We start from the raw sequence: 20664 nt of genomic DNA on the forward strand, positions 1-20664 counted from the left end.
TTCCAGCCATCCTCGGCGTAGGGCTCGGTGCCGGTCGCGACGAGGTTGGGCCGGAATTGCGCCATGACGTGCGTGCCATCGGTACGGGCGTTGAGATCCTCCAGCGAGGCCTCGGAGATCAGCAACAGCGGGTAGCCGTCGGCGAAACTGACTCTGACACCGATCGCGTCCCGGTAGCGCGGGGACCGCTCGCCCAGCCACAGCAGCCGCGCCGGTTCGCCCGCGGCGTCACTGAACCACTCATCGAGGGAGGCATGCGTGGTGGTGGCGGTGACAGGGTCGGCCCACACCTGGGTATCGAAGGGATGCCCCGAGAACTCCCGGCGGGCCACATCCACCGGGGGCAGGACATCGTGGGTCAAGGTCAGGCGCTCGCCGTCGAACTGCGCCCGGACTCGCTGAAGCCCGGGATGCGTTCGCGCGGTCAGAAAGGTGCCGTCGGGCCTGACCACCATGAACCGGCGGTCGCCGACAAGGCCTTCCTCCTCGACTCGGGCACGTTGCAGGGACGAGCCCGCGGTGGACTTGATCGGATAACGATGGATGGTGGCAAGCGTGGGCACGACGGGCTCCTGTCAGAAGATTTACTTGAATCCGGTGGAATTAACGCCTGGCTTTCAGGCGACGCTGATACTCTCGCTTGGCCTGCTGGTAAGCGTCATCGGCACGCACCTGATCCAGCTTGTCACGATAGTGCTCGGCGATGCGGGCCTTCTCGGCATCGGCGTTGCCCGGTCGTCGCAGGCGCCCCGCGGCGTCCTTCTTGCGCCCGCCGGGGTAGCGCGCGTAGCGTCTCGCGCGGGTATAGCCCATTTGCAGGTACTTGCGCGTCATGTCCATGCCCACGAAATCGCCGCGTTCACGATAGTCGCGAAACCGCGCGGAGAGATCGCGGACCGCCTGCCTGGCATCGGCCTCGTTGCGAATCGCCCACAGCGGCAGCAGTTCATCCTTGTAGGGTTGGACATGGAAGACGCCGCGTTCGCCATGGCCGATACGGTAGCATTCGGGATGCTGGCGATAATCGATGGATGCGTCGGGAAAACTCACGATCACCTCGCTTCTGGTCAAGACGACGTCATCGCCGACGGCGCGATGACGACCCCGGGATGAAAAACGACCGCCTCGCGAGAGACGGCCGTCATATCGACACGGGCCCGGCCCGGCGTCAGGCGGTCGCCAGTCGCTCGGGTTTGCCGGCCGTGGGCCCCCGGCGACGCCGCTGGAGCGCGACGACCAGCCCGAACATCAGCAGCGCCGGGATCCACATCAGCTCCTTCGGCATTTGCGAGGCGGGGACACGCACCGAGACGATCTGCTGATCGAAATCGAAGCCCAGCTTTTCCGCCTGACTGCCGAAATCGGTCATGTCCACCAGCGTCTTGCCGTCTTCCTGCATCAGATGCAGGCCCAGGCTCTGCAGCCGCTCGGTACCGGTCTCCCCCTCCGTCGCCGGCACCTGGATCACGAAGCTGGTCGGCGAGCCGTAGGCATCGAGTCCCTCGATCCGCGTCATCAGGTGATCGTCAGGGCCGATCTCGCCCAGCGCCTGTTCGAATTGCGCCGGCGGCACCTCCTCGTAAGGCGCATCGACCATGTCCATCCAGAAGCCGGGGCGAAACAGCGTGAAGGCGACCAGCAACAGCAGCAGGCTCTCGTACCAGCGACTCCTGACCAGCATGAACCCTTGCGTCGCCGCCGCGAAGATCAGCATCGCCACCGTTGCCACGATGAAGATGATGAGGCCGTGAAGCCAGTCGACATTGATCAGCAGCAGATCGGTGTTGAAGATGAACAGGAAGGGCAGCGCCGCCGTTCGCAGGCTGTAGTAGAACGCCTGGAAGCCCGTTCGTATCGGGTCCGCGCCGGAGATCGCCGCCGCCGCGAACGAGGCCAGCCCCACCGGCGGCGTGACGTCGGCCATGATGCCGAAGTAGAACACGAACAGGTGGACCGCGATCAGCGGCACGATCAGACCGTTCTGCTCGCCCAGCTGCACGATCACCGGCGCCAGCAAGGCGGAGACCACGATGTAGTTGGCGGTGGTCGGCAGCCCCATGCCCAAGATCAGGCTGAGCACCGCGGTGAGCAGCAGCATCAGCAGCAGGTTGCCCATCGACAGCGTTTCGACCAGGTCCGCCAGCACCAGGCCGACCCCGGTCTGCGCGACGGCGCCGACGATGATTCCCGCGGTCGCGGTGGCGATACCGATGCCGATCATGTTGCGGGCGCCATCGATCAGCCCGTCCCACAGGTCCATGCCGCCACGCTTGATGTCGCTGGCCAGTTCGCTCTTGCCGCGGAAGAGTGCGTCGACCGGCCGCTGCGTCAGGATGATGAAGATCATGAAGGCGGTGGCCCAGAACGCCGACAGGCCCGGCGACAGCCGCTCCACCATCAGACACCACACCAGCACGATCACCGGCAGGATGTAGTGAAGCCCCACCATCACGGTGGGTTTGGTGCGCGGCAGTTGGGTGATCTCCTGCGAAGGATCGTCCACTTCCAGCTCCGGGTAGCGGGAGCCGATCTTCAGCAGTGCGATATAGATGGCGCCGACGCCCAGGGCGATGACCCAGGAAGCCGAATCGCCCAGCGCCGGCTTGAGCCAGCCGATGCCGTAGTAGACGGCGAACGCCAGCGCCATGATGCCGACCAGCCCGGTCAGGAAGCCGAGGATCTTGTTGAGCCAGGGCCGCTGCGGGTTGCCGCTGGGCAGTCCCTGCATCCCGGCCTTCATCGCCTCGAGGTGCACGATGTACAGAAGCGCGATGTAGGAGATCACCGCGGGGACGAAGGCGTGCTTGATCACTTCGATGTAGGGAATGCCGACATACTCGACCATCAGAAACGCCGCCGCGCCCATCACCGGCGGCATGATCTGACCGTTGACGGACGAGGAGACCTCCACCGCACCCGCCTTGGTGGCGCTGAAGCCGACGCGCTTCATCATCGGAATGGTAAAGGTCCCGGTGGTCACGGTATTGGCGATGGAGGAACCGGAAATCAGGCCGGTGAGGCCGGAGGAGACCACGGCGGCCTTGGCCGGGCCACCGCGGTAGTGTCCCAGCAGCGAGAACGCGACCTTGATGAAGTAGTTGCCGGCCCCCGCCTTGTCGAGCAGCGCACCGAACAGCACGAACAGGAACACGAAGCTGGTGGAGACCCCCAGCGCGATGCCGAACACCCCTTGCGTGGTCAGCCACTGGTGGTTGACCAGCCCGGAGAAGCTGACGCCACGATGGGCCAGGATTCCCGGCATGTAGGGTCCCGCCAGCGAATAGACCAGGAAGACCAGCGCGATGATCATCAGCGGCGGGCCGAGCGCGCGGCGTGTCGCCTCGAGCAGCAGCACGATCCCCACCACGCCGACGATCACGTCCTGCAGAATCGGCGCACCGGGGCGCTGGGACAGCTGGGCGTAGAAGAAGTAGAGGTAGGAGGCGCAGAACGCCCCGACCAAGGCCATCACCCAATCGAGGATCGGCATGCGCTCCCGCGGCGAGCGCTTGAACGCCGGATAGGCCATGAAGGCCAGGAAAACGGCAAAGGCCAGGTGAATGGAACGCGCCTCGGTGGCGCTGAAGACACCAAATCCGACAATGAAGGGAAGCGGCGAGGCGATCCAGAGCTGGAACAGCGACCACAGCGCCGCCACACCGAGCAGGATGCGGTTGGGCGTTCCGGTCAGTTTGCGACCACCGGTATCGGTCGCGGCCAGTTCTTCCAGCTTGGCCTGATCGGGGCCGGAAGTCTTGTTATCGGTCATGAGCAGATCCTGACATGAGGAAACACTGAATCATTGCCTGCGCGAGCGAATCGTTGCGCAACGAAAAACCGGAGCGCCAGCCCGGCAAGGCTTGTCCGCCACGCGCTGATATCTCGCCTTCGGCGTTCCGTTCGCTGTTTTGCAAAATACTGCCCCTCAAACTCTCTCACTCGAGGAAGGGCCCGGCGCCCCTGGCGACCGGTGAGTGAACCGACATCGACACGATTATCGGTTCACGCCTGATTCGATGCGACGATCATCGTCGCGGGGATTCCATCCAACGGCGCGGCGGTTGCAGACAACCACCGCGCCAGAGTGTCAACGACGTCTATCGAGAATGACGTCGAGCCGTTACAGCCAGCCCTGCTCCTTGTAGTAGCGTTTGGCACCTTCATGCAGCGGGGCGGAGAGGCCCTGGCTGATCATGTCTTCCGGCGTCAGGTTGGCGAACGCGGGGTGCAGGCGCTTGAAGCGATCGAAGTTGTCGAACACGGCCTTGACCGTCTGGTAGACGACCTCGTCGTCGACGTCGGCGGACGTCACGAAGGTCGCGCGGACACCGAAGGTCTCGACGTCGTCCGGGTTACCCTCGTACATGCCGCCCGGGATGGTGGACATGCTGTAGTAGGGGAACTCGTCGACCAGCCCTTTGACGGCATCGTCGTTCAACGGGACCAGGTTGGAGGCGACGGTGGTGGTCGCTTCCTGGATGGCGCCGTTGGGGTGACCGACCACGTAGGCCATGGCATCGATGTTGTTGTCGGCCAGCGCGGAGGCCATCTCGGCGGCACCCAGCTCGGAGGAGAGCGAGAAGACGCTGGTGTCCCAGCCTTCCGCATCCATCAGCACTTCCATGGTGGCGCGCTGGCCGGAGCCCGGATTACCGATATTGACGCGCTTGCCCTTCAGGTCCTGGATGGAGTTGATGTCGGCATCCTTGCGCGCCAGGATGGTCAGCGGCTCGCCGTGGAGCGAGAAGACCGAGCGCAGGTTCTCCATCGGCTGGTCGAACTGCGCCTTGCCGTTGTAGGCGTTGAACTGCACGTCGGACTGCGCGACCCCCATGTTCAGTTCGCCGGACTTGATGCCGTTGATGTTGGCAACGGAGCCCCCGGTGGACGGCGCGTTACACCGAATGCCACTCTCCTCGGCGCTGCGGTTGACCATCCGGCAGACGGACTGACCGACGACGTAGTAGACCCCTGTCTGACCGCCGGTGCCGATGGTGATGTACTGCTGATCCTGCGCCATGGCCGGCGTGGAGATCGATACGGCGCCCATCAGGGCGGAGGAGAGAACGGCTGCGGTTAATGCGTGGCGTTTCATGCGCATACCTCGAATTTTTCCCGTTTATTGTGTTGATCGGCGTTCCGATCGCGAAGACAACAGGCCGACCGGCGTGCGTCAGGGTGTGATTCAGATCGCACCGTGCCCGTGACTTACCCATTGCAACATAACTTATCCCCGACGGCGCGCCATCATATAGCGAGTTTTTGGCCGGAAAAACCGTCGGAAGAGACGGATTCCGCCTTCTCGGGCAAGAACCGGCCCATGGGTCCATTCCCGAACGGCGTCACTGGGCGCGTTCCCGGTGGTCCCGCGGCGTGTGCCGCCTCTGACCACCATTATCGGAATGACTCATGCCGGAAGCGAATGCGCATCACGGCGACTGGATCCAGGGCGCCAGCTCGATACGATCGCCCACCTCGATCCGGCGTTCGGCGAAGTAGCCGGCATTGGCTTCCAGTGCGGCCCGGAAGCGCGCCCCCGCCGGGTAGACGGGGCATCGACTCGACGACTCGGCGCGGCAGGGAGACATGGTCTTCAGCGAGCGTATCACGCCCTCCCCGTCGATGAAGGCGATATCCAGCGGAATTCGCGTTCGATACATCCAATAGGCGCTCGTCGCCGGCTGTTCGGCGCCGTACAGGAACAGCATCCCGGCGTCGGCGGGCAGCGAATCGCGCTCCATCAGGCCTCGTGAACGCTGCTGCGGGGTCTCGGCGACCTCGACCTGGAGCGTGTAGGTGCGTTCGCCATTGTCGAGGGCCAGCGCCTGGCGCGACGGCGCCTCCCCCCAGACCGGCATCGTGACCAGCGTCGACAACACCCAGGTGGCGTGAACTACGGCTCTCGATACCATGCCTCTCCCTCCCTGATGGCCAGGCCGACCGTCAAGCCTGCTCCTCGTCGTCGGACTCACGCTGACGCTGGCTGTTCTGCGCCGTGGTCACCTGACGCGTGGCGGATTCGCCGCTCCCGTGTCGGTGATCGATGTAGGACAGCACGAACAACTGGGCGAAGAGAAAACAGACGCAGAAGATGATTCCCTTGATCATGGATTGGACTCTCGAGTGCAAAGGCGGCGGAAGTGGCAGGGAGTATGGTCCAGCCTAGCGTAGGGTAACGCATTCATCGCAATGAGGAAGCCGACTTCCCTGCCCGGCGCGCTGCCGTCGAAGTCCCCGGGGAGCAAAATAACCTTGCTCTCGCTGGAGCCGCTGGGACAATGGGCCATCCGGCGCCAATGTCGACGACGCCTTTCAACGACGAGTACTGTACGTGCCCCTGAAGGACTTGCTGATCGGCCTGGGCATCATTGCCATCTGGGCCTTCAATATCATCGTGATCAAGCTCGGGATCGAGGATCTGCCGCCGCTGCTGGTGACGGTACTCCGCTTCATGCTGGTCGCCGTGCTGATCGTGCCGTTCACTCGTATCTCGCGCCAGCAGCTCGCCTGGATCCTGCTGCTGGCCGTCACCTTCGGCGGCCTGCACTTCCCGCTGCTGTTCCTTGGCCTCCAGCACTCGGAGGCGGGCACCGGCGCCCTGCTGGTGCAGATGGGTACGCCCTTTGCCACGCTGCTGGCCGCGATCTTCCTCAAGGAGAAGCTTGGTCCGCGGCGAATCTTCGGCTTGATTCTCGCCTTCGGGGGTGTCGTCGTCCTGGCCGGGGGGCCATCACTGCCGCCGCCGGCCTCGACCGCCCTGCTCCTCGCCAGCGCCCTGTTCTGGGCCGTCTCGACCATGATCATCAAACTCGCGCCGCCGATCGCCCCGTTGACCATGACCGGCTGGATCTCGCTGTTCGCGATACCGCTGGTCGCTGCAGGCAGCTGGCTATTCGAGGACGACCAGTGGCACGCCCTGCAGAACGCCGGTCTGGCCGGCTGGGGCGCGGTGGTGTACACCGCCGTGATGTCATCGATCGCCGCCTATGGACTCTGGTACCGGCTCCTGCAAAAGCATCCCGTCAGCCGCGTCGTGCCATTGACCCTGCTGATGCCGGTCTTCGCCGTCATTCTCGGCGTATGGCTGCTCGACGACCCGCTGGGTATCAACAAGGTCGCCGGCGGCGCCATGGTCGTCGCCGGGCTGGCCGTCATCAACATTCGCTTCAGTCGCCACCGCAGATCGAGTCCCGCCCCATGAACTCCATTCCGATGCCCGACATCCTGCCCATGACCATCGACGATCACGCGGACTTCGCCGCGATGATGTCGCGCACCCCGGGCGTGGTGCTCAGAAATGCCGATGGTTACGCGGCAACGCAGCGCTATCTCGCGCGAAATCCCGGGCTGAGCTTCGTCGCGCGGCCTGCCGTCGGAAGCGGCATCGTGGGCTGCGCCATGGCGGGACACGACGGCCGCCGCGGCTACCTGCAGCATGTCATGGTCGACCCGGACTATCGTCATCTGGGAGTGGCACGAGCGATGGTCGATCGCTGCCTGGCGGCACTGCTGGCAGCGGGAATCGAGAAAGTGCATCTCGACACCCTGGCGGACAACCGCGATGCCCACCGTTTCTGGCATCATCTGGGGTGGGACGATCGCCGCGACGAGATCGTCAAGTTCTCCCGCATCCTGGTAGCCGACGCCAACGCCTGACACAGGGTGCCGGAGACGCCAGGACAACGATCCAGAAAACCGTCGCCCCGCCGATAACACAAGAAAGCCCGGGAATAGCCATCATGTTGCGACCACTCATCCTCGGAGTACTGATCGCGTTGTCGTCACTGCCGGCAAGGGCGGAGGAGCCGCCCTACCCCGCGGACATGCCACTGCTGAAGATCGTCGATTCCCACGGCCGGGCGCTGGCGTCGTTCACGCTATCCAGCCTGGAAGCGTTGCCCAGCCGCGAGGTCACTGGCTCGATCCCGGACACCAGCGATCCCGAGGCTCGCTGGTCGGGGGTGTCGTTGAACGCCCTGCTGGAAAGCCGGTCGATCGCCGCCCCCGACAGGATGCTCGCCGTGGGCCTCGACGACTACAGCGACATCATTCCCCGTTCGGACCTGGAGCACTACGACCCCATCGTCGCCTACCGCCGAAACGGCCACTATCTCGCCGTCGACCGTTACGGGCCGCTGGTCGTCATGTATCCCTATACCGACTACCCCGAACTCCACGAGCGCACCTACTACAGCCGCACCGTATGGCAACTGAGCGAACTGCAGCTACAGTGACCGGACCAGACGTCGCCGGGGCCGGCAAGGGCCGGCGCTGGCCGGTCATGCTGCTGATCGCGCTCGCCGCCGCCATGATCGTCGCCGCGCTTGCGGGGCTCAGGCTGATCTCGGAGAAAGGCGATGACTACGCCTCCCCCGGCCTGCACACCGAAGTGTGGCAGAGCTACCAGTTGCGCTCGGAGCTACAGCGTCTGCTCGACACCGCCCGCGCCGTCGATGACGGCCGGGCCGGCGCCACCTCGCTGATCCTGCGCCTGGGCGTCATGCGCAACACTCTCGATCCTTTCCGCCACACCCCCGTCTTCGACTATCTGCCGCAACCCAGGCCCGAAGTGCACGAGACGATCGAGCGTCTCGACGCGCTCAGCGCGGGCTGGATGGAGCGGTTGAACTGGCAGGACCAGGCCGGCGCCAGGCGCGTGGCCGCCGACATGCTGGCCGAGCTGCCGGCGCAGTTGCGTCCGGCGCACGATCTGATCGTCGTCTCCAATATCGCCGTCGCGGCGCAGCTCGACAGGGAGCGCCAAGCGCTGCAGCAAACGTTTCACTGGCTCACCGTCACGCTGGTGCTGCTGGCCTGTGGCTGCCTCATCCTCGCGCTACGCATCCTGAGCTCACAGCGGCGCTCACGACGCCTTGCCGGAGAACTGCAGGCGCTCAACAGCTCGCTGGAGCGTCGCGTTCAAAGTCGCACACGCCTGCTGCACGAGCGCGAGGCGCTACTGCGTACGATTCTCGACTCGACGCCGAGCGACGTCACCCTGATCAGCGCCGACCAGCGACGGGTGTTCTACGTGAGCGACGACCTGCTGACCCAGACGGGCACCCGGCGTGCCGAGGACTTCCACCTCGAGGCGCTGTTCGACAATGGCGACGACTATCGACAGCTCGTGGCGCGACTGAGCCGCGGGGAGACCGTGCATCAGATGGAGGCGCGGCTCTGCCCGAGCTCGCCTTACTGGGCCCTGCTGAGCGCGAGGCCGTTGCGCATTCATGCCCAATCCGCGTGGCTGATCTGGAGTCTCGACATCACCCGGCGCAAGGCGATGGAGCACGAGCTACAGCAGCTGGCCTCCACCGACGCCCTGACCGGCCTCTACAACCGGCGAGCGCTGCTGCGTGCCGCGGTGACGCAACTGCGCCGGGACCGGCGCGCCCCGCTGAGCGTACTGTTGATCGATATTGACCACTTCAAGCGGATCAATGACGAATATGGCCATCCGATAGGGGATCAGGCGCTACGCGCGCTGGCCCACCAGCTCGAAGCGCTGATGCAGGACGACGCCCTGCTCGGTCGCATCGGTGGCGAGGAGTTCGCCGTCGTGCTCTCGGGCGTGTCCCTCGAAGCCGCCGCTCTGATGGCCGAACGCTTGCGCGCCGCCGTCGCCGAAGCCGAGTTGATGGTGGATGACCACATAACGCTGTCGATGACGCTGAGTATCGGCCTCACCCAGCGCCACGAAAGCGATAGTCTCAAGAGCCTGATGATGCGAGCCGATCGCGCGCTCTACCGGGCCAAGGCGGAAGGTCGCAATCGGTGTTGCCATCTGCCTCCCGTCGAGCTGGCTCCCCCGGCGCTCGACGAGATTTGAGCCACCATCACCGTGCAACGACGCCGCGAGCGGCGAGGCCGGCTCACAGCGTATAGTATGAACAGGCCCAGGCTTGTTCGACGGACGTCACGCTCGGGATGCACGTTCTGACAACGACTTAAATAGCGTGCTAACATTAACCGCTCGCCACACCATCGCCACAGGGAACCTATGGGTATACAGGAAATCGCCGTTGGCGGAATCTTCATCAGCCCCTTGCTGCTCTATGCCCTGCTCGGCTTCGTCGCGACCATCATCCTGCGCTCGTTGCTGCACTGGGTGGTCGGGCAGCGCGCGCTGTGGTACGAAGCCTGGTTCGACGTCTCGCTGTTCGTGCTGTTCACTGCCGGTATCACTTTTCTGTTTTCCGTCCTGCTCGAGAGTACTTGATGCGCAATTCGCTACGTATCCTCATGACCCTCGTCGTCGTCGCGATCGCCGTGGCCGCCGGCATCTGGCTATGGAACTACTACCTCTTCACGCCTTGGACGCGTGATGCCCGCGTGCGCGCGGAGGTCGTCACCATCGCCCCGGACGTTTCCGGTTGGGTCCGCACGCTGAACGTCAACGACACCGGCTTCGTCGCCCAGGGCGATACGCTGTTCGAAATCGATCCCGCGCGCTATCAGGCGGCCCTGGATCAGGCCCAGGCCACGGTGGAGAACCGCGAGGCCACCCTCCAGCTGCGCCAGACGGAAGCCCAGCGTCGCAATCAGCTGAGCAGCCGCTCGATCAGCGCGGAGGATCGTCAGATCGCCCAGATCAACAGTCGCGTCGCCGCCGCCAATCTCAAGCAGGCCCAGGCCGATCTCGCCAGCGCCAAGCTCGATCTGGAGCGCACCCGCATCGTGGCACCGATCAACGGTCATGTGCTCAATCTGCAGCTGGCCGCCGGCAACTACGTGACTCGCGGTACCCCGGTGATGGCGCTGGTGCAGTCTGACTCCTACTACGTCATGGGCTATTTCGAGGAGACCAAGATGTCCTCCATCGACGTCGGCGACCCGGCGGAGGTGATTCTGATGAACGGCGACACCCACCTGCGTGGCCATGTCGCCGGGATCGGCCGCGGGATCGCCGACACCAACACCACTCTCAACAATCAGCTGTTGCCGCAGGTCCAGCCGACCTTCAACTGGGTACGACTGGCTCAGCGCATTCCGGTTCGTGTCACTCTGGACGATATCCCGGACGAGACGCTGCTCAGCGCCGGGATGACCGCGACGGTCAGAGTTCAGCATGCGGACGACGATCATCCGGCCGAGCACGCCAGGGAACCCGCCAGCACCGCCACGCCGACCAGCCGGCCGGCCGATCGGCGACCGACGGAGCAGGCGCAGTCGCCCGGTGAGATTCCGGCAGAGAACGCCGCCGAAGCGCCGCAGTGAGCACCATGCCGCCGCTCGTCAAGACTTACCTGATGCCCGACGCCACGGCGGTCAAGTTCGCCATCAAGACGACCGTGGCGATGATGATCGCGCTCTACCTGGCACTCTGGTTCAATCTCGACCGCCCCTACTGGGCGCTGATTTCGGCCGCCTTTCTGCAGATTCGGCCGATGAGCGGCATGGTGATCGAGAAAGGCATCTGCCAGATCAGCGGTACCTTCATCGGCGCCGTGGCGGGCATCGCCATCATGGCGCTTTTCGCCCAGGCCAGAATCCCGGCGCTGATCTCCCTGACGCTATGGATCATGCTGTGCACCTACGTCGGCTCGCTGTGGCGCAACAACTATACCTACGGCTGCCTGATGGCGGCCGTCACCGCCATGCTGATCGTGGTGATCTCCAGCGGCAGCACGCCCGGCGGCATCTTCGACATCGCGGTGGCGCGGCTTTCGGAGCTGGGCCTGGGCGCCATCTGCGCCACCCTGGTCAGTTCGCTGCTGTGGCCGTCCCGGGTCGGCAAGCATCTCTCGTCGCAGGCCGACACCGTCATCAACGAAGCGTTCGAGAATGCCGCCCTGCGCCTGGAGGCGAGCGACGACATCCCCGCCATGCAGAAGGCGTTGCGAGGCAGCCTCGGCCCGTTGACGGTGCTGGAGACGGACAGCCAGGCGGCACGCTTCGAAGGGCCGGAGGGGCCGGGCCGAATCCGCGCCACCCACGTGCTGACCCGACGAACGCTGCGCTTCCTGGCCAATCTCCAGGCGCTGCACCAGATGCTGCACGATCACGCCGACAAGCTGGCCCCCCGCAGCGTCGAGATCGCATGGCAGGTCGCTCAGGGTTTCCGCGAGGCGGAGCACGTCAAGGGCGTGCCCAAGGCGCGGCAGGAGCTCCAGGAGCTTCGCCACCTCGTGCACGAAAGCGATGAAGAGGACATGGCACCGCTGGACCGTCGCGCCCGGCTGGGGATGCGGGAATCGATCGGCCACGCCATGGTGATGCTGGATGCCCGCGAGGCGATTGCCTCGCCCGGCACCCACAAGCTGCGCTCGACCTCTCTGGCCTGGCATCGCGATCATCTCGCCGCCGGTATCAACGCGCTGCGCTCCGGCCTGGTGTTCGGCGCGCTGGCCACCTTCTGGATTCTCACCGCCTGGAACAGCGCCATGGTCGCCATGCTGCTGGGCACGCTGTTCTCGTCGTTCTTCGCCAGCCGCGACAATCCGGTCGCGATCACCATGATGTTCTACAAGGGCATGCTTGCCGCCATCCCCAGTGCGTTCCTGTTCGGCCACGTACTGCTGTCGCAGGCCAACGGTTTTCCGATGCTGGCGATACTGTTCGGCACGCCGCTGTTCCTGGGGCTGCTGGGCGCGACCAATCCGGCGACGATGGGCTACTGCCTGGCCTTCACGATTTTCAACATCCTGCTGACCATGCCCGGCAACAACATGGACTTCTCCTTCGACAGCTTCGCCAATCGCGCTGTCGCCGTCATCATCGGCCTGACCTGCGTGGTGATGGGTTTCCGGCTGCTGCCCGGGCTGGGTACGCGGCTGCGCCGGCGCCGCCTGATCAACGCCATCTCCAGAGATATCCACCAGCTGCGGCGACGTTCGATCCGCGATGCCGAGACCCGCTTCAGCGGCCACATGGCCGATCGCATACTGCAGTTGGCGCAGCACGACGACATGTTGCCCGAAGACCAGCGCCACCTGTTCATCCTCGGCTTGACCGGCCTGGACCTGGGGACGGCGACGCTGCGCCTGCGGGATCGACTCGACGACGCCCGGCATCCGGTGATCCGGCGTGCCCACCGCCAGTTGCTGCGGGCGCTGGCCAGCGGCTTCGAGGAGAGCGCCAATGGCCGCCAGCCGCAAGGCATTCGCGAGGCGGGCAAGCGCCTGAACGAAGCCATTGCCGAGCATGGCGACGTTCCCGCCGATCGCCGCGTGCTACTGGAGGGGCTGGTGGAGCGTCTCGAACTGGCACTGGAACGGCTGGGTCGCATCATGGCCGAGCGGCCGCATATCAAGCCCGACCGACAGCCCGAACCCGCCACCCCCTGATCGTGACCGGCGGTCCGGCGTCTCACATCCCGCCGATTCGTGGCCAGGTGTCGGCAAGCCGGTAGCCGCCAGGCCACGGATCCTGCGGATCGAGGGTGTGCTGGTGGGTGCCGGTGATGAAAGCGCGCCCGCGGATCAGCGGCGTTACCGCTGCCACGTCGCCGACGCGCGTGGTCCCGTCGAGTCGGCAGACAAATCGTGAATCGATGATCGATTCGCCGATGAAGGTCTCGTTCAATCCGAGTTTGCCCTGGGCGTGCAGCAACGCCATGCGCGCCGAACAGCCGGTACCGGTGGGCGAACGGTCGAGCTTGCCGGGTTGGATCGCCACCGTATTGCGTCCGAGCCAGGCGTCGCCCTCCCGCGTCAGCGGTGCGGCGATCTGGCAGAACGAGACGTGCCGCCAGTCGGGATTGGCGGGATGGTGGAATCCGAACTGGTCGTTGACCGCATTGGTGATGCGGATGCCGGCTTCGACCAACTCCCGCGCCTCGTCCGGCAACAGCCGGAAGCCGAGATCCTCGGCGTCGACGATCACGAAGCTGTCGCCGCCGAAAGCCGTATCGACGCGCAGCGTGCCCAGCCCCGGGACCTCCAGTTGCAGGTCCCGCTGGTCGACGAAGGCCGGCAGGTTGCGCACGGTGACGTCGAGGACGCGGCCACTTTCGCAGCGCGCCACGACTTCTATCACGCCACCGGGGGCCTCGAGCACGAGATGGGTTTCCGGCTCCTGCATGGGAAGGATGCCGGTCTCGAGCAGTACGGTCGCCACGCACAAGCTGTTGGAACCGGACATCGGCGGCGTGTCTTCCGGCTCCATGATGATCCAGCCCATCTGCGCGCGGGGATCCTTGGCCGGTACCAGCAGGTTGACGTGGCGGAAGACGCCGCCACGCGGCTCGTTGAGCATGAAGTCGCGCAGGGTCCGGTCGCGAGCGATCCAGCGCGACTGCGCCCACAGCGTGTCGCCGGGCGGCGGCGTCACCCCGCCAACGATGACGTCCCCCACTTCGCCTTCGGCATGACAGCTGACGCTGTGAATCACACGACTTGTCTGCATTCGATACTCCCGAGCCTGCTACTCGCCAACGCCCAGATAAGCCTTCACGATCGACTCGTCCTGGCGAAGCTCGGCAGCCGCGCCCTGCATCCGAATCTCACCGTTCTCGATCACGTAGGCGTAATGCGCCAGGCGCAACGCCAGGCGCGCGTTCTGTTCGACCAGCAGAATCGTGGTGCCAGCCTCGTTGAGCCGCTTGATGATGCGCATGATGTCGGTTACAAGCTTGGGCGCCAGCCCCATCGAGGGCTCGTCGAGCAGCATCACGCTGGGGCCGTGCATCAAGGCGCGCCCCATCGCCAGCATCTGCTGCTGGCCGCCGGAGAGCAGCGAACCATCCTGATGGCGGCGCTCGTGCAGGATCGGGAAGAGCCCGTAGACTTCGTCGAGTCGTTGCCGGCGCAGCGCGTTGTCCTTGACCGTGAACGCGCCCAGCTCCAGGTTCTCCTTGACCGTCAGCCCGCGCAGGATGCGTCTTCCCTCGGGCACGTGAACCACGCCGCGCCGGGCGATCTCGTGAGCGGCCAGCCTGGCGATCGACTCACCCTCGAGCTGGACCTCGCCCCGCTGCGCCCGGACCAGCCCGGAAATGGTCTTGAGCGTGGTCGACTTGCCGGCCCCGTTGCTGCCCAGCAGGGTCACGATCTCCCCCTCGTGGACGTCCAGCGAGACGCCCCGCAGCGCCTGGATCTGGCCGTAGAAGGCTTCGACATCGCGGATGCCGAGACGCACCTTGCCCGGTCGCGTCCCGGTTGCCGGCGCGTCGGTCCGGTTGATGGTCTGCATCACAGTGCCAGCTCCTCGTCGTCCTGGCCGAGATAGGCCTCGATCACCTTGGGATCGTTCTGCACCGAATGGGGGTCGCCCTCGGTGATCAGAGTGCCGTGGTCGAGCACGCTGATGCGCTCGGAGACATTCATCACCAGGCTCATGTCGTGCTCGATCAGCAGCACGGCAACGCCGCGCTCGTCGCGGATACGCCGAATCAGTTCGATCAGCGCCTGCTTCTCGCCGCTGTTGAGGCCCGCTGCCGGCTCGTCGAGCAACAGCAGCTTGGGCTCGGTGGCCAGGGCGCGGGCGATTTCGACCCGGCGCTGGTGGCCGTAGGCGAGATTGGTCGCCAGTCGCTCCTGGTGGCCCATCAGGCCGACGAAATCGAGGCATTCGAGGCTGGTCTCGAGAATCTGGCGCTCCTCGGCGCGCTGACTCGGCAGCCGCAGAATGGCCGCCAACGCACCGGCCCGACTGCGACAGTGCTGCCCCGCCATGACATTTTCCAGCACCGACATCTCACGGAAGAGCCGCACGTTCTGGAAGGTCCGGGCGATGCCCATTCGGGTCACGGCATGAGGCTTGCGCTTGACGATCCGCTCGCCATCCAGCGTGATGTCGCCCTGCTGGGGTCGATAGAAGCCGGTGATCACGTTGAACATCGACGTCTTGCCGGCGCCATTGGGGCCGATCAGGCTATGGATACGTCCCGCGTCGACACCGAAGTCGACGTCGTGCAGTACGGTGTTGCCGGCAAAGCTCAGCGACACCTGTTTCAGTTGCAGCAGCATCGCTTTCTCCTAGGATCTCTTTTCAGGCCAGATACCACTCGGCCGGAACAGCATGATCAGCAACAGCAGCACGGCGAATATCAGTAGTCGCAGGGTACCGAAATCGCGCAGCAGCTCGGGGCCGAGCACGACGATGAACGCCCCCAGGATGACGCCGGGTATCTTGCCCATGCCGCCGAGCACCACCGCCAGCAGAATCAGCACGGATTGCTGGAAGCTGAAGCTCTCCGGCGAGATGGCGCCCAGGTTCACCGAGAAGAAGATCCCCCCGATGGCCCCGAAGATGGCGCCGGTGACATAGGCCGCCAGCTTGGTCGCGACCCGGTTGATCCCCATCGCCTCGGCGGCATCCTCGTCGTGGCGCACGTAGAGCCATGCCCGGCCCAGACGGGAGTCGAACAGCCGCTGGCTGGCGATATAGGCAAGCACAGCCAGTACCACGAAGACATAATAGAAATCGATCGAGCTATCGATGTGCCAGCCGAACAGCGACGGTTCCGGGATGTGCGACAACCCGCTGGCGCCGCCGGTGAGCTCCAGGTTGCGGGCGGTGAAGCGCACGATCTCGCCGAACCCCAGGGTCACGATGGCGAGATAGTCGCTGCGCAGCCGCAAGGTCGGCCCGCCGATGATGACCCCGGCGAGCGCCGCCGCCATCAGGGCAAAGGGGATCGCGGCCCAGAAATTGACGCCGAACTGCTGGGTCAGGATACCGACGGTATAGGCACCCACCGCAAAGAAGGCCGCATAGCCGAGATCGAGCAGCCCGGCGTAGCCGACCACGATGTTCAGACCCAGGCACAGCACCACGTAGAGCAGCGCGTTGGTCAGAATGACCGTGGTGTACTGACTCGAGATCCACGGAGTGACGATCAGGATCGCCAGGATCGTGAGGTGAAGCGCCCGCCGCCGCCCCGGCGACTCGAAGGCCGCATAGAGTTTCTGGAGCGGATTGCGCGGTTTCGTCTTGTGAGCGTCATGCTCGTCCACATCGGGGCGCGTCGGTGGCGAATGCTTGTCCATGTCACATCCTCTCCACTTCGGATTTGCCCAGCAGGCCAGTGGGCTTGAACACCAGTACCAGGATCAGGATCGAGAAGGTGAAGACATCCTTCCACTCGCTGCCGATGAACGGAATGTGCGTACCGAAGGACTCCAGCAACCCCAGGATCAGACCACCCAGCATCGCCCCGGTGATGCTGCCGATACCGCCGATCACCGCGGCGGTAAAGGCCTTCAATCCGATCAGAAACCCCATGAAGTACCAGATGCTGCCGTAATAGGCGCCTGCCATCGTCCCTGCGGCGGCGGCCAGTCCCGAACCGATGAAGAAGGTCACCGCAATGACGGCGGAGACGTTGATCCCCATCATCCGGCACATGTCCTTGTCGATGGAGACCGCGCGCATCGCCCGTCCGTAAAGCGTCCTGGAGACGAACAGCTCGAGCGCGATCATCAGCACGGCGGCGGCCGCCACCAGCACGATCTGGTTGTAGGAGAGGAAAAGATTGCCGAGGCTGATGCCGCCGAAGCCGAGGTCGGTACTGAAGGCCGTGTACTGGCCGCCGGTCAGCGCCAGCGCCGCGTTCTGCAGTACCAGCGAAACCGCCAGCGCGGTGATCAGTATCGACAGGCGCGGAGCGCCGAGCATCGGATGGTACGCCACCCGCTCGATCACCACCCCCAGGCAGCCGACGGCAAGCATCGCCAGCAGCATGGCGACGAAGATGCCGAGCCAGCCGGCCCCGAGAAAGCCGGAGACCAAGGAGAGCCCGCCGAACCCCGCGAAGGCGCCGGTCATGTAGAGGTCGCCGTGGGCGAAGTTGAGCAGCTTGATGACACCGAACACCATGGTGTAACCGAGCGCCACCAGGGCATAGAAAGAGCCCAGCACCAGCCCGTCGACGAGCTGCTGCAGAAAAGAATCGTACCAGGTCATGGCGTTTGTCTCTGGCCAGCGAACAGCGGATGAGAAAGACGAACGCGACGTGGAGGTCACACTCTACGAGGCGTTCCAACACCACCGGTTCGAGCCGAAGCCCGAACCGGTGATGCAGCCGTCATTTTTCGTAGCGGGTCCACTTGCCGCCCTGCCCCTCGAGCACCACGAAGTTGCTTCGCGCCAGGGTATGCTGCGGCGTGAAGGAGATCGGACCGGCCAGCCACTCCTGGCCGTCGGCACTGTTGAGCGCCTTGATGATGGCATCGCCATCGGTGGAACCGGCCTTGTCGATGGCCCAGGCCATCAGCTGCATGCCATCGTAGGCCAGCGGCGCGTAAGGCCCTGGTGCATTACCGAATTTCGACTGGTAGTCGCTGGCAAACTGCTTGGCAGCCGGCAGGAAGTCGGCCGTCGGATTGGAGAACGCGAACACGCCCTCGGCGGCCTGCCCGGCGATATTGAACAGCTCCGGCGAGTTGGAGCCGTCACCCACGGCGATGGTGCCCTGGAAACCGCGCTGACGTAGCTGGCGAATCAGCAGGCCGCCGTCGGCGTAGTAGGCCGTCCAGAATACCGCCTCGGCGCCGGAGCCGCGGATCTTGTTGACCAGTGCGGAAAAGTCCTGCTCGCCCTTGTTGACGTACTCGAAGGCCGAGACGGTATGGCCGGCGCCGGTCCAGGCATCGCGAGTCAGGTTGGCCAGATCCTGCGAATAGGCATCACCCTGGTTGACGATGGCCAACTTCTCGATGCCCTTGCCTTCGAAGAAATCGAGCGCGGTCTTGGCCTGGTCGTCGCCGGTGGAGTTGATCATCACTGCGTTGCCAGGGTTGGCCGGAATCAATTGGGTCGAGTTGGCCGCCACGATGACGAACGGGATGTTGGCGTCGCCGTAGGTCTTGAGCGTCGGCTGGGTCGCGCCGGAGCAGTAGCCTCCCACGACACCCGTCACCTCTTGCGATGCCAGTCGACTGGCTGCGTTGACCGACTGCTGGGGATCGCAGGCGGTGTCCCCGGAGATCAGCTCGATCTGGCGACCATCCAGCAGCCCGCCATCGGCGTTGATCTCGTCCGCGGCCAGCGATATGGCATTGAACATGTCCTTGCCGTAGGTCGCCTCGGAACCGGTCGTCGGCGCCTGCACACCGATGACGATCGGACCTTCCTGCGCCACGGCCAGAGACCCCGCGGCCAGACCGAGGACGGTCGTAGCGGTGACCAGCTTGAGAAATTTGTTCATACAACGATTACTCCCTTCAGCGCTTATTGTTTGTTCGTACTGCAAAGGGGTCGGGCGTTGCGCCCTTCCGTTCGAAGCCGGGATCCAGGCGACGTCGATTCATCCTGCCACGAAAAGTTACGTTTCGACACCGAGCTTTTCGTAGACACTAGGCTTTTCGTATAAAATATACAAGCACCATCGAGAGTGGCTTGGCCTCGAATCGAACGCCTGCCCACCGCGCATTGACTGCTCGCCGATCCTACGGCTCGGGACTGGTCGGTGAGAGGCCATCGAGCCCGTGGTGGCCGAGGCTGGGGCTGGCCACGTCCGCGGCCTCCAACCAAATCGTCCGTCACGAGAGTGCCCGTCGGCTCATCGGCGAGGTAGACGCCCCTCGCCGCTATCGCCCCGAGCATTCCCTCAGCGGCAGCGTCAAGGCACTCCCGCGGCCCAGCCTGCCACAGAGTTGCATCCGACAAATGGCGTCGGGCCGAGCCGCTTTCGGCCTGAATTCATCGTCAGCTTCAATTACCATGACTACGCTTGTTCCATGCGGCAGCTTGTCGCACGGGATCATTGATCGCATCGGAGTATGCTGTCACTCGGCACTCAATATGTCATTCAAGGGAGAGTTCTGTGGCCACTACGACTTCTTCCGGCGGCGCTGGCGGCGTTTTTGCCAAGCTCGTCGGAATCATTGTTGCGCTTGTCGGTCTGGCTCTGGGAGCCGGCGGCGCTTATCTAGCGACATTGGGCGGCTCCTGGTATTACCTGGTCGCCGGTGTATTGATGCTGATTGCCGGCATCCAACTGTTTCGCGGCAGGATTTCCGGTGCCGCCATTTATGGTGTCGTCTTCGTAGGGACCTTCTTGTGGGCCGCTTGGGAGTCGGGACTGAATTACTGGCGCTGGATTCCGCGTCTGGATGTCGTACTGATTCTGGCCATCCTGGTAGCGCTCGTCACGCCGGCGCTCAAGGACGGCCCGTCCCGCAAGACCGGCTTCTCACTGGCGGGCGTTCTGTTTCTTGGCCTGGTCGTCGCGGGCGCCTTGGCGTTCGTTCCCGGTCGCGGTTATCAACACCTCGAGGACGTCCCGGCGGTGGCCGACGAGTCCCTCTCGACGGACGTGGGCGACGCCCAGCCTGCCGATGTGCCGGCTGACGAGGACTGGGCCGCCTATGGTCGAGACTCCGCAGCGACTCGCTACTCCCCCGCGGATCAGATCACCCCGGACAACGTGGGTGAGCTGGAAGTGGCATGGCAGTACCGCACCGGCGACGTTCTGGATCACCGCTGGGGCGCCGAGACCACGCCGCTGAAAGTCGGCGACGACGTCTTCCTGTGCACCTCCCGCAACATCCTGATCTCCCTGGATGCCGCGACCGGTGAAGAGAACTGGCGCTACGATCCGGTCGTATCGGAGGATGCGATCCCCTATACCGCCGCCTGCCGGGGCGTGACCTACTACGAAGTGCCGGAAGATCGCCTCGATCCTGCCGCAGACGCAGCGACCGCCGATGAGCAGGGCGAACAGAGTGCGGCGACCGCCACGCAGGAAGGCGACGACCAGGCACCGGCCGACGAGCCGTC

At 64.6% G+C, this 20664-nt stretch carries 19 protein-coding genes and 1 pseudogene; 8 read left to right on the forward strand and 12 right to left on the reverse strand.

All coding sequences use genetic code 11. The features are described 5' to 3' along the window. The 6 genes from Q0602_RS07530 to Q0602_RS07555 all read right to left on the reverse strand — a co-directional run. Positions 1-563: MOSC N-terminal beta barrel domain-containing protein (locus Q0602_RS07530; RefSeq protein WP_298841088.1), on the reverse strand; the 563-nt coding region annotated here is incomplete at its 3' end. A 40-nt stretch (positions 564-603) separates the two neighbouring features. Further along, positions 604-1050 (reverse strand): DUF4385 family protein, encoded by a 447-nt coding sequence (locus Q0602_RS07535; protein ID WP_295036361.1) that lies wholly within the window; start codon positions 1048-1050, stop codon positions 604-606. Positions 1051-1168: 118 nt separating this feature from the next. Further along, on the reverse strand, positions 1169-3769 hold the full coding sequence (locus Q0602_RS07540) for a TRAP transporter permease (protein ID WP_298841092.1): 2601 nt from the start codon (positions 3767-3769) through the stop codon (positions 1169-1171). Between the two features lie 351 nt (positions 3770-4120). After that, positions 4121-5095 carry a TAXI family TRAP transporter solute-binding subunit gene (locus Q0602_RS07545; RefSeq protein WP_149436804.1) on the reverse strand — a complete coding sequence of 325 codons (975 nt, stop codon included), beginning with the start codon at positions 5093-5095 and terminating at the stop codon, positions 4121-4123. Between the two features lie 334 nt (positions 5096-5429). Next, positions 5430-5912 (reverse strand): DUF192 domain-containing protein, encoded by a 483-nt coding sequence (locus Q0602_RS07550; RefSeq protein ID WP_298841095.1) that lies wholly within the window; start codon positions 5910-5912, stop codon positions 5430-5432. Positions 5913-5943: 31 nt separating this feature from the next. Beyond that, positions 5944-6108 (reverse strand): hypothetical protein, encoded by a 165-nt coding sequence (locus tag Q0602_RS07555; RefSeq protein ID WP_298841098.1) that lies wholly within the window; start codon positions 6106-6108, stop codon positions 5944-5946. Positions 6109-6331: 223 nt separating this feature from the next. On the opposite strand from Q0602_RS07555, the gene Q0602_RS07560 reads away from it, so the two are divergent. The 7 genes from Q0602_RS07560 (at position 6332) to Q0602_RS07590 (ending at position 13286) form a co-directional block, all read left to right on the forward strand. Then, a complete protein-coding gene (locus tag Q0602_RS07560; protein ID WP_298841101.1) occupies positions 6332-7201 on the forward strand; it encodes an EamA family transporter in 870 nt (289 codons plus the stop codon). Continuing rightward, on the forward strand, positions 7198-7656 hold the full coding sequence (locus Q0602_RS07565; RefSeq protein WP_298841105.1) for a GNAT family N-acetyltransferase: 459 nt from the start codon (positions 7198-7200) through the stop codon (positions 7654-7656). The genes Q0602_RS07560 and Q0602_RS07565 overlap by 4 nt, the downstream gene beginning before the upstream one ends. Before the next feature lie 83 nt (positions 7657-7739). Continuing rightward, the gene (locus Q0602_RS07570; RefSeq protein WP_298841108.1) at positions 7740-8234 is read left to right on the forward strand and encodes a molybdopterin-dependent oxidoreductase; all 495 of its coding nucleotides are present in this window, start codon (positions 7740-7742) and stop codon (positions 8232-8234) included. Beyond that, on the forward strand, positions 8231-9829 hold the full coding sequence (locus Q0602_RS07575) for a sensor domain-containing diguanylate cyclase (RefSeq protein ID WP_298841111.1): 1599 nt from the start codon (positions 8231-8233) through the stop codon (positions 9827-9829). The genes Q0602_RS07570 and Q0602_RS07575 overlap by 4 nt, the downstream gene beginning before the upstream one ends. Positions 9830-10000: 171 nt before the next feature. Next, positions 10001-10219, forward strand: a complete 219-nt coding sequence (locus tag Q0602_RS07580; protein ID WP_295036369.1) for a DUF1656 domain-containing protein — start codon at positions 10001-10003, stop codon at positions 10217-10219. Further along, positions 10219-11217 (forward strand): HlyD family secretion protein, encoded by a 999-nt coding sequence (locus Q0602_RS07585; RefSeq protein ID WP_298841115.1) that lies wholly within the window; start codon positions 10219-10221, stop codon positions 11215-11217. Before Q0602_RS07580 ends, Q0602_RS07585 begins: the two co-directional genes overlap by 1 nt. Positions 11218-11222: 5 nt before the next feature. Continuing rightward, entirely contained in the window at positions 11223-13286 is a 2064-nt protein-coding gene (locus tag Q0602_RS07590; RefSeq protein WP_298841130.1) for an FUSC family protein, read from the forward strand. Between the two features lie 22 nt (positions 13287-13308). On the opposite strand, the gene Q0602_RS07595 is transcribed toward Q0602_RS07590, so the two are convergent. From Q0602_RS07595 to Q0602_RS07620, 6 genes are all read right to left on the reverse strand, one after another. Continuing rightward, positions 13309-14346: a proline racemase family protein gene (locus tag Q0602_RS07595; protein ID WP_298841118.1), complete on the reverse strand. Its 1038-nt coding sequence runs from the start codon at positions 14344-14346 to the stop codon at positions 13309-13311. Between the two features lie 18 nt (positions 14347-14364). Continuing rightward, positions 14365-15132 (reverse strand): ABC transporter ATP-binding protein, encoded by a 768-nt coding sequence (locus tag Q0602_RS07600; RefSeq protein WP_295036374.1) that lies wholly within the window; start codon positions 15130-15132, stop codon positions 14365-14367. After that, positions 15132-15908 carry an ABC transporter ATP-binding protein gene (locus Q0602_RS07605; RefSeq protein WP_149436785.1) on the reverse strand — a complete coding sequence of 259 codons (777 nt, stop codon included), beginning with the start codon at positions 15906-15908 and terminating at the stop codon, positions 15132-15134. The genes Q0602_RS07600 and Q0602_RS07605 overlap by 1 nt, the downstream gene beginning before the upstream one ends. Positions 15909-15917: 9 nt before the next feature. After that, complete coding sequence (locus Q0602_RS07610) at positions 15918-16931, reverse strand: branched-chain amino acid ABC transporter permease (RefSeq protein ID WP_295036376.1); 1014 nt, start codon at positions 16929-16931, stop codon at positions 15918-15920. A 1-nt stretch (position 16932) separates the two neighbouring features. Further along, complete coding sequence (locus Q0602_RS07615) at positions 16933-17847, reverse strand: branched-chain amino acid ABC transporter permease (RefSeq protein WP_110602455.1); 915 nt, start codon at positions 17845-17847, stop codon at positions 16933-16935. Between the two features lie 121 nt (positions 17848-17968). Continuing rightward, positions 17969-19090 (reverse strand): branched-chain amino acid ABC transporter substrate-binding protein, encoded by a 1122-nt coding sequence (locus tag Q0602_RS07620; RefSeq protein ID WP_298841127.1) that lies wholly within the window; start codon positions 19088-19090, stop codon positions 17969-17971. Between the two features lie 618 nt (positions 19091-19708). On the opposite strand from Q0602_RS07620, the pseudogene Q0602_RS07625 reads away from it, so the two are divergent. Next, a pseudogene (locus tag Q0602_RS07625) lies at positions 19709-20664 on the forward strand (membrane-bound PQQ-dependent dehydrogenase, glucose/quinate/shikimate family); the annotation flags it as partial.

Source organism: uncultured Salinicola sp., assembly GCF_937921195.1.
In the GTDB taxonomy this organism is placed as follows: Bacteria; Pseudomonadota; Gammaproteobacteria; order Pseudomonadales; family Halomonadaceae; genus Salinicola.

Excerpts from the sequence above, each read along its gene's own strand:
- Q0602_RS07600 (WP_295036374.1), bottom strand. The coding sequence starts at position 15,132 with ATGCAGACCATCAACCGGACCGACGCGCCGGCAACCGGGACGCGACCG.
- Q0602_RS07610 (WP_295036376.1), bottom strand. The coding sequence starts at position 16,931 with ATGGACAAGCATTCGCCACCGACGCGCCCCGATGTGGACGAGCATGAC.
- Q0602_RS07595 (WP_298841118.1), bottom strand. The coding sequence starts at position 14,346 with ATGCAGACAAGTCGTGTGATTCACAGCGTCAGCTGTCATGCCGAAGGC.
- Q0602_RS07550 (WP_298841095.1), bottom strand. The coding sequence starts at position 5,912 with ATGGTATCGAGAGCCGTAGTTCACGCCACCTGGGTGTTGTCGACGCTG.
- Q0602_RS07580 (WP_295036369.1), top strand. The coding sequence starts at position 10,001 with ATGGGTATACAGGAAATCGCCGTTGGCGGAATCTTCATCAGCCCCTTG.
- Q0602_RS07585 (WP_298841115.1), top strand. The coding sequence starts at position 10,219 with ATGCGCAATTCGCTACGTATCCTCATGACCCTCGTCGTCGTCGCGATC.
- Q0602_RS07620 (WP_298841127.1), bottom strand. The coding sequence starts at position 19,090 with ATGAACAAATTTCTCAAGCTGGTCACCGCTACGACCGTCCTCGGTCTG.
- Q0602_RS07565 (WP_298841105.1), top strand. The coding sequence starts at position 7,198 with ATGAACTCCATTCCGATGCCCGACATCCTGCCCATGACCATCGACGAT.
- Q0602_RS07590 (WP_298841130.1), top strand. The coding sequence starts at position 11,223 with ATGCCGCCGCTCGTCAAGACTTACCTGATGCCCGACGCCACGGCGGTC.
- Q0602_RS07540 (WP_298841092.1), bottom strand. The coding sequence starts at position 3,769 with ATGACCGATAACAAGACTTCCGGCCCCGATCAGGCCAAGCTGGAAGAA.
- Q0602_RS07555 (WP_298841098.1), bottom strand. The coding sequence starts at position 6,108 with ATGATCAAGGGAATCATCTTCTGCGTCTGTTTTCTCTTCGCCCAGTTG.
- Q0602_RS07605 (WP_149436785.1), bottom strand. The coding sequence starts at position 15,908 with ATGCTGCTGCAACTGAAACAGGTGTCGCTGAGCTTTGCCGGCAACACC.
- Q0602_RS07615 (WP_110602455.1), bottom strand. The coding sequence starts at position 17,847 with ATGACCTGGTACGATTCTTTTCTGCAGCAGCTCGTCGACGGGCTGGTG.
- Q0602_RS07545 (WP_149436804.1), bottom strand. The coding sequence starts at position 5,095 with ATGAAACGCCACGCATTAACCGCAGCCGTTCTCTCCTCCGCCCTGATG.
- Q0602_RS07570 (WP_298841108.1), top strand. The coding sequence starts at position 7,740 with ATGTTGCGACCACTCATCCTCGGAGTACTGATCGCGTTGTCGTCACTG.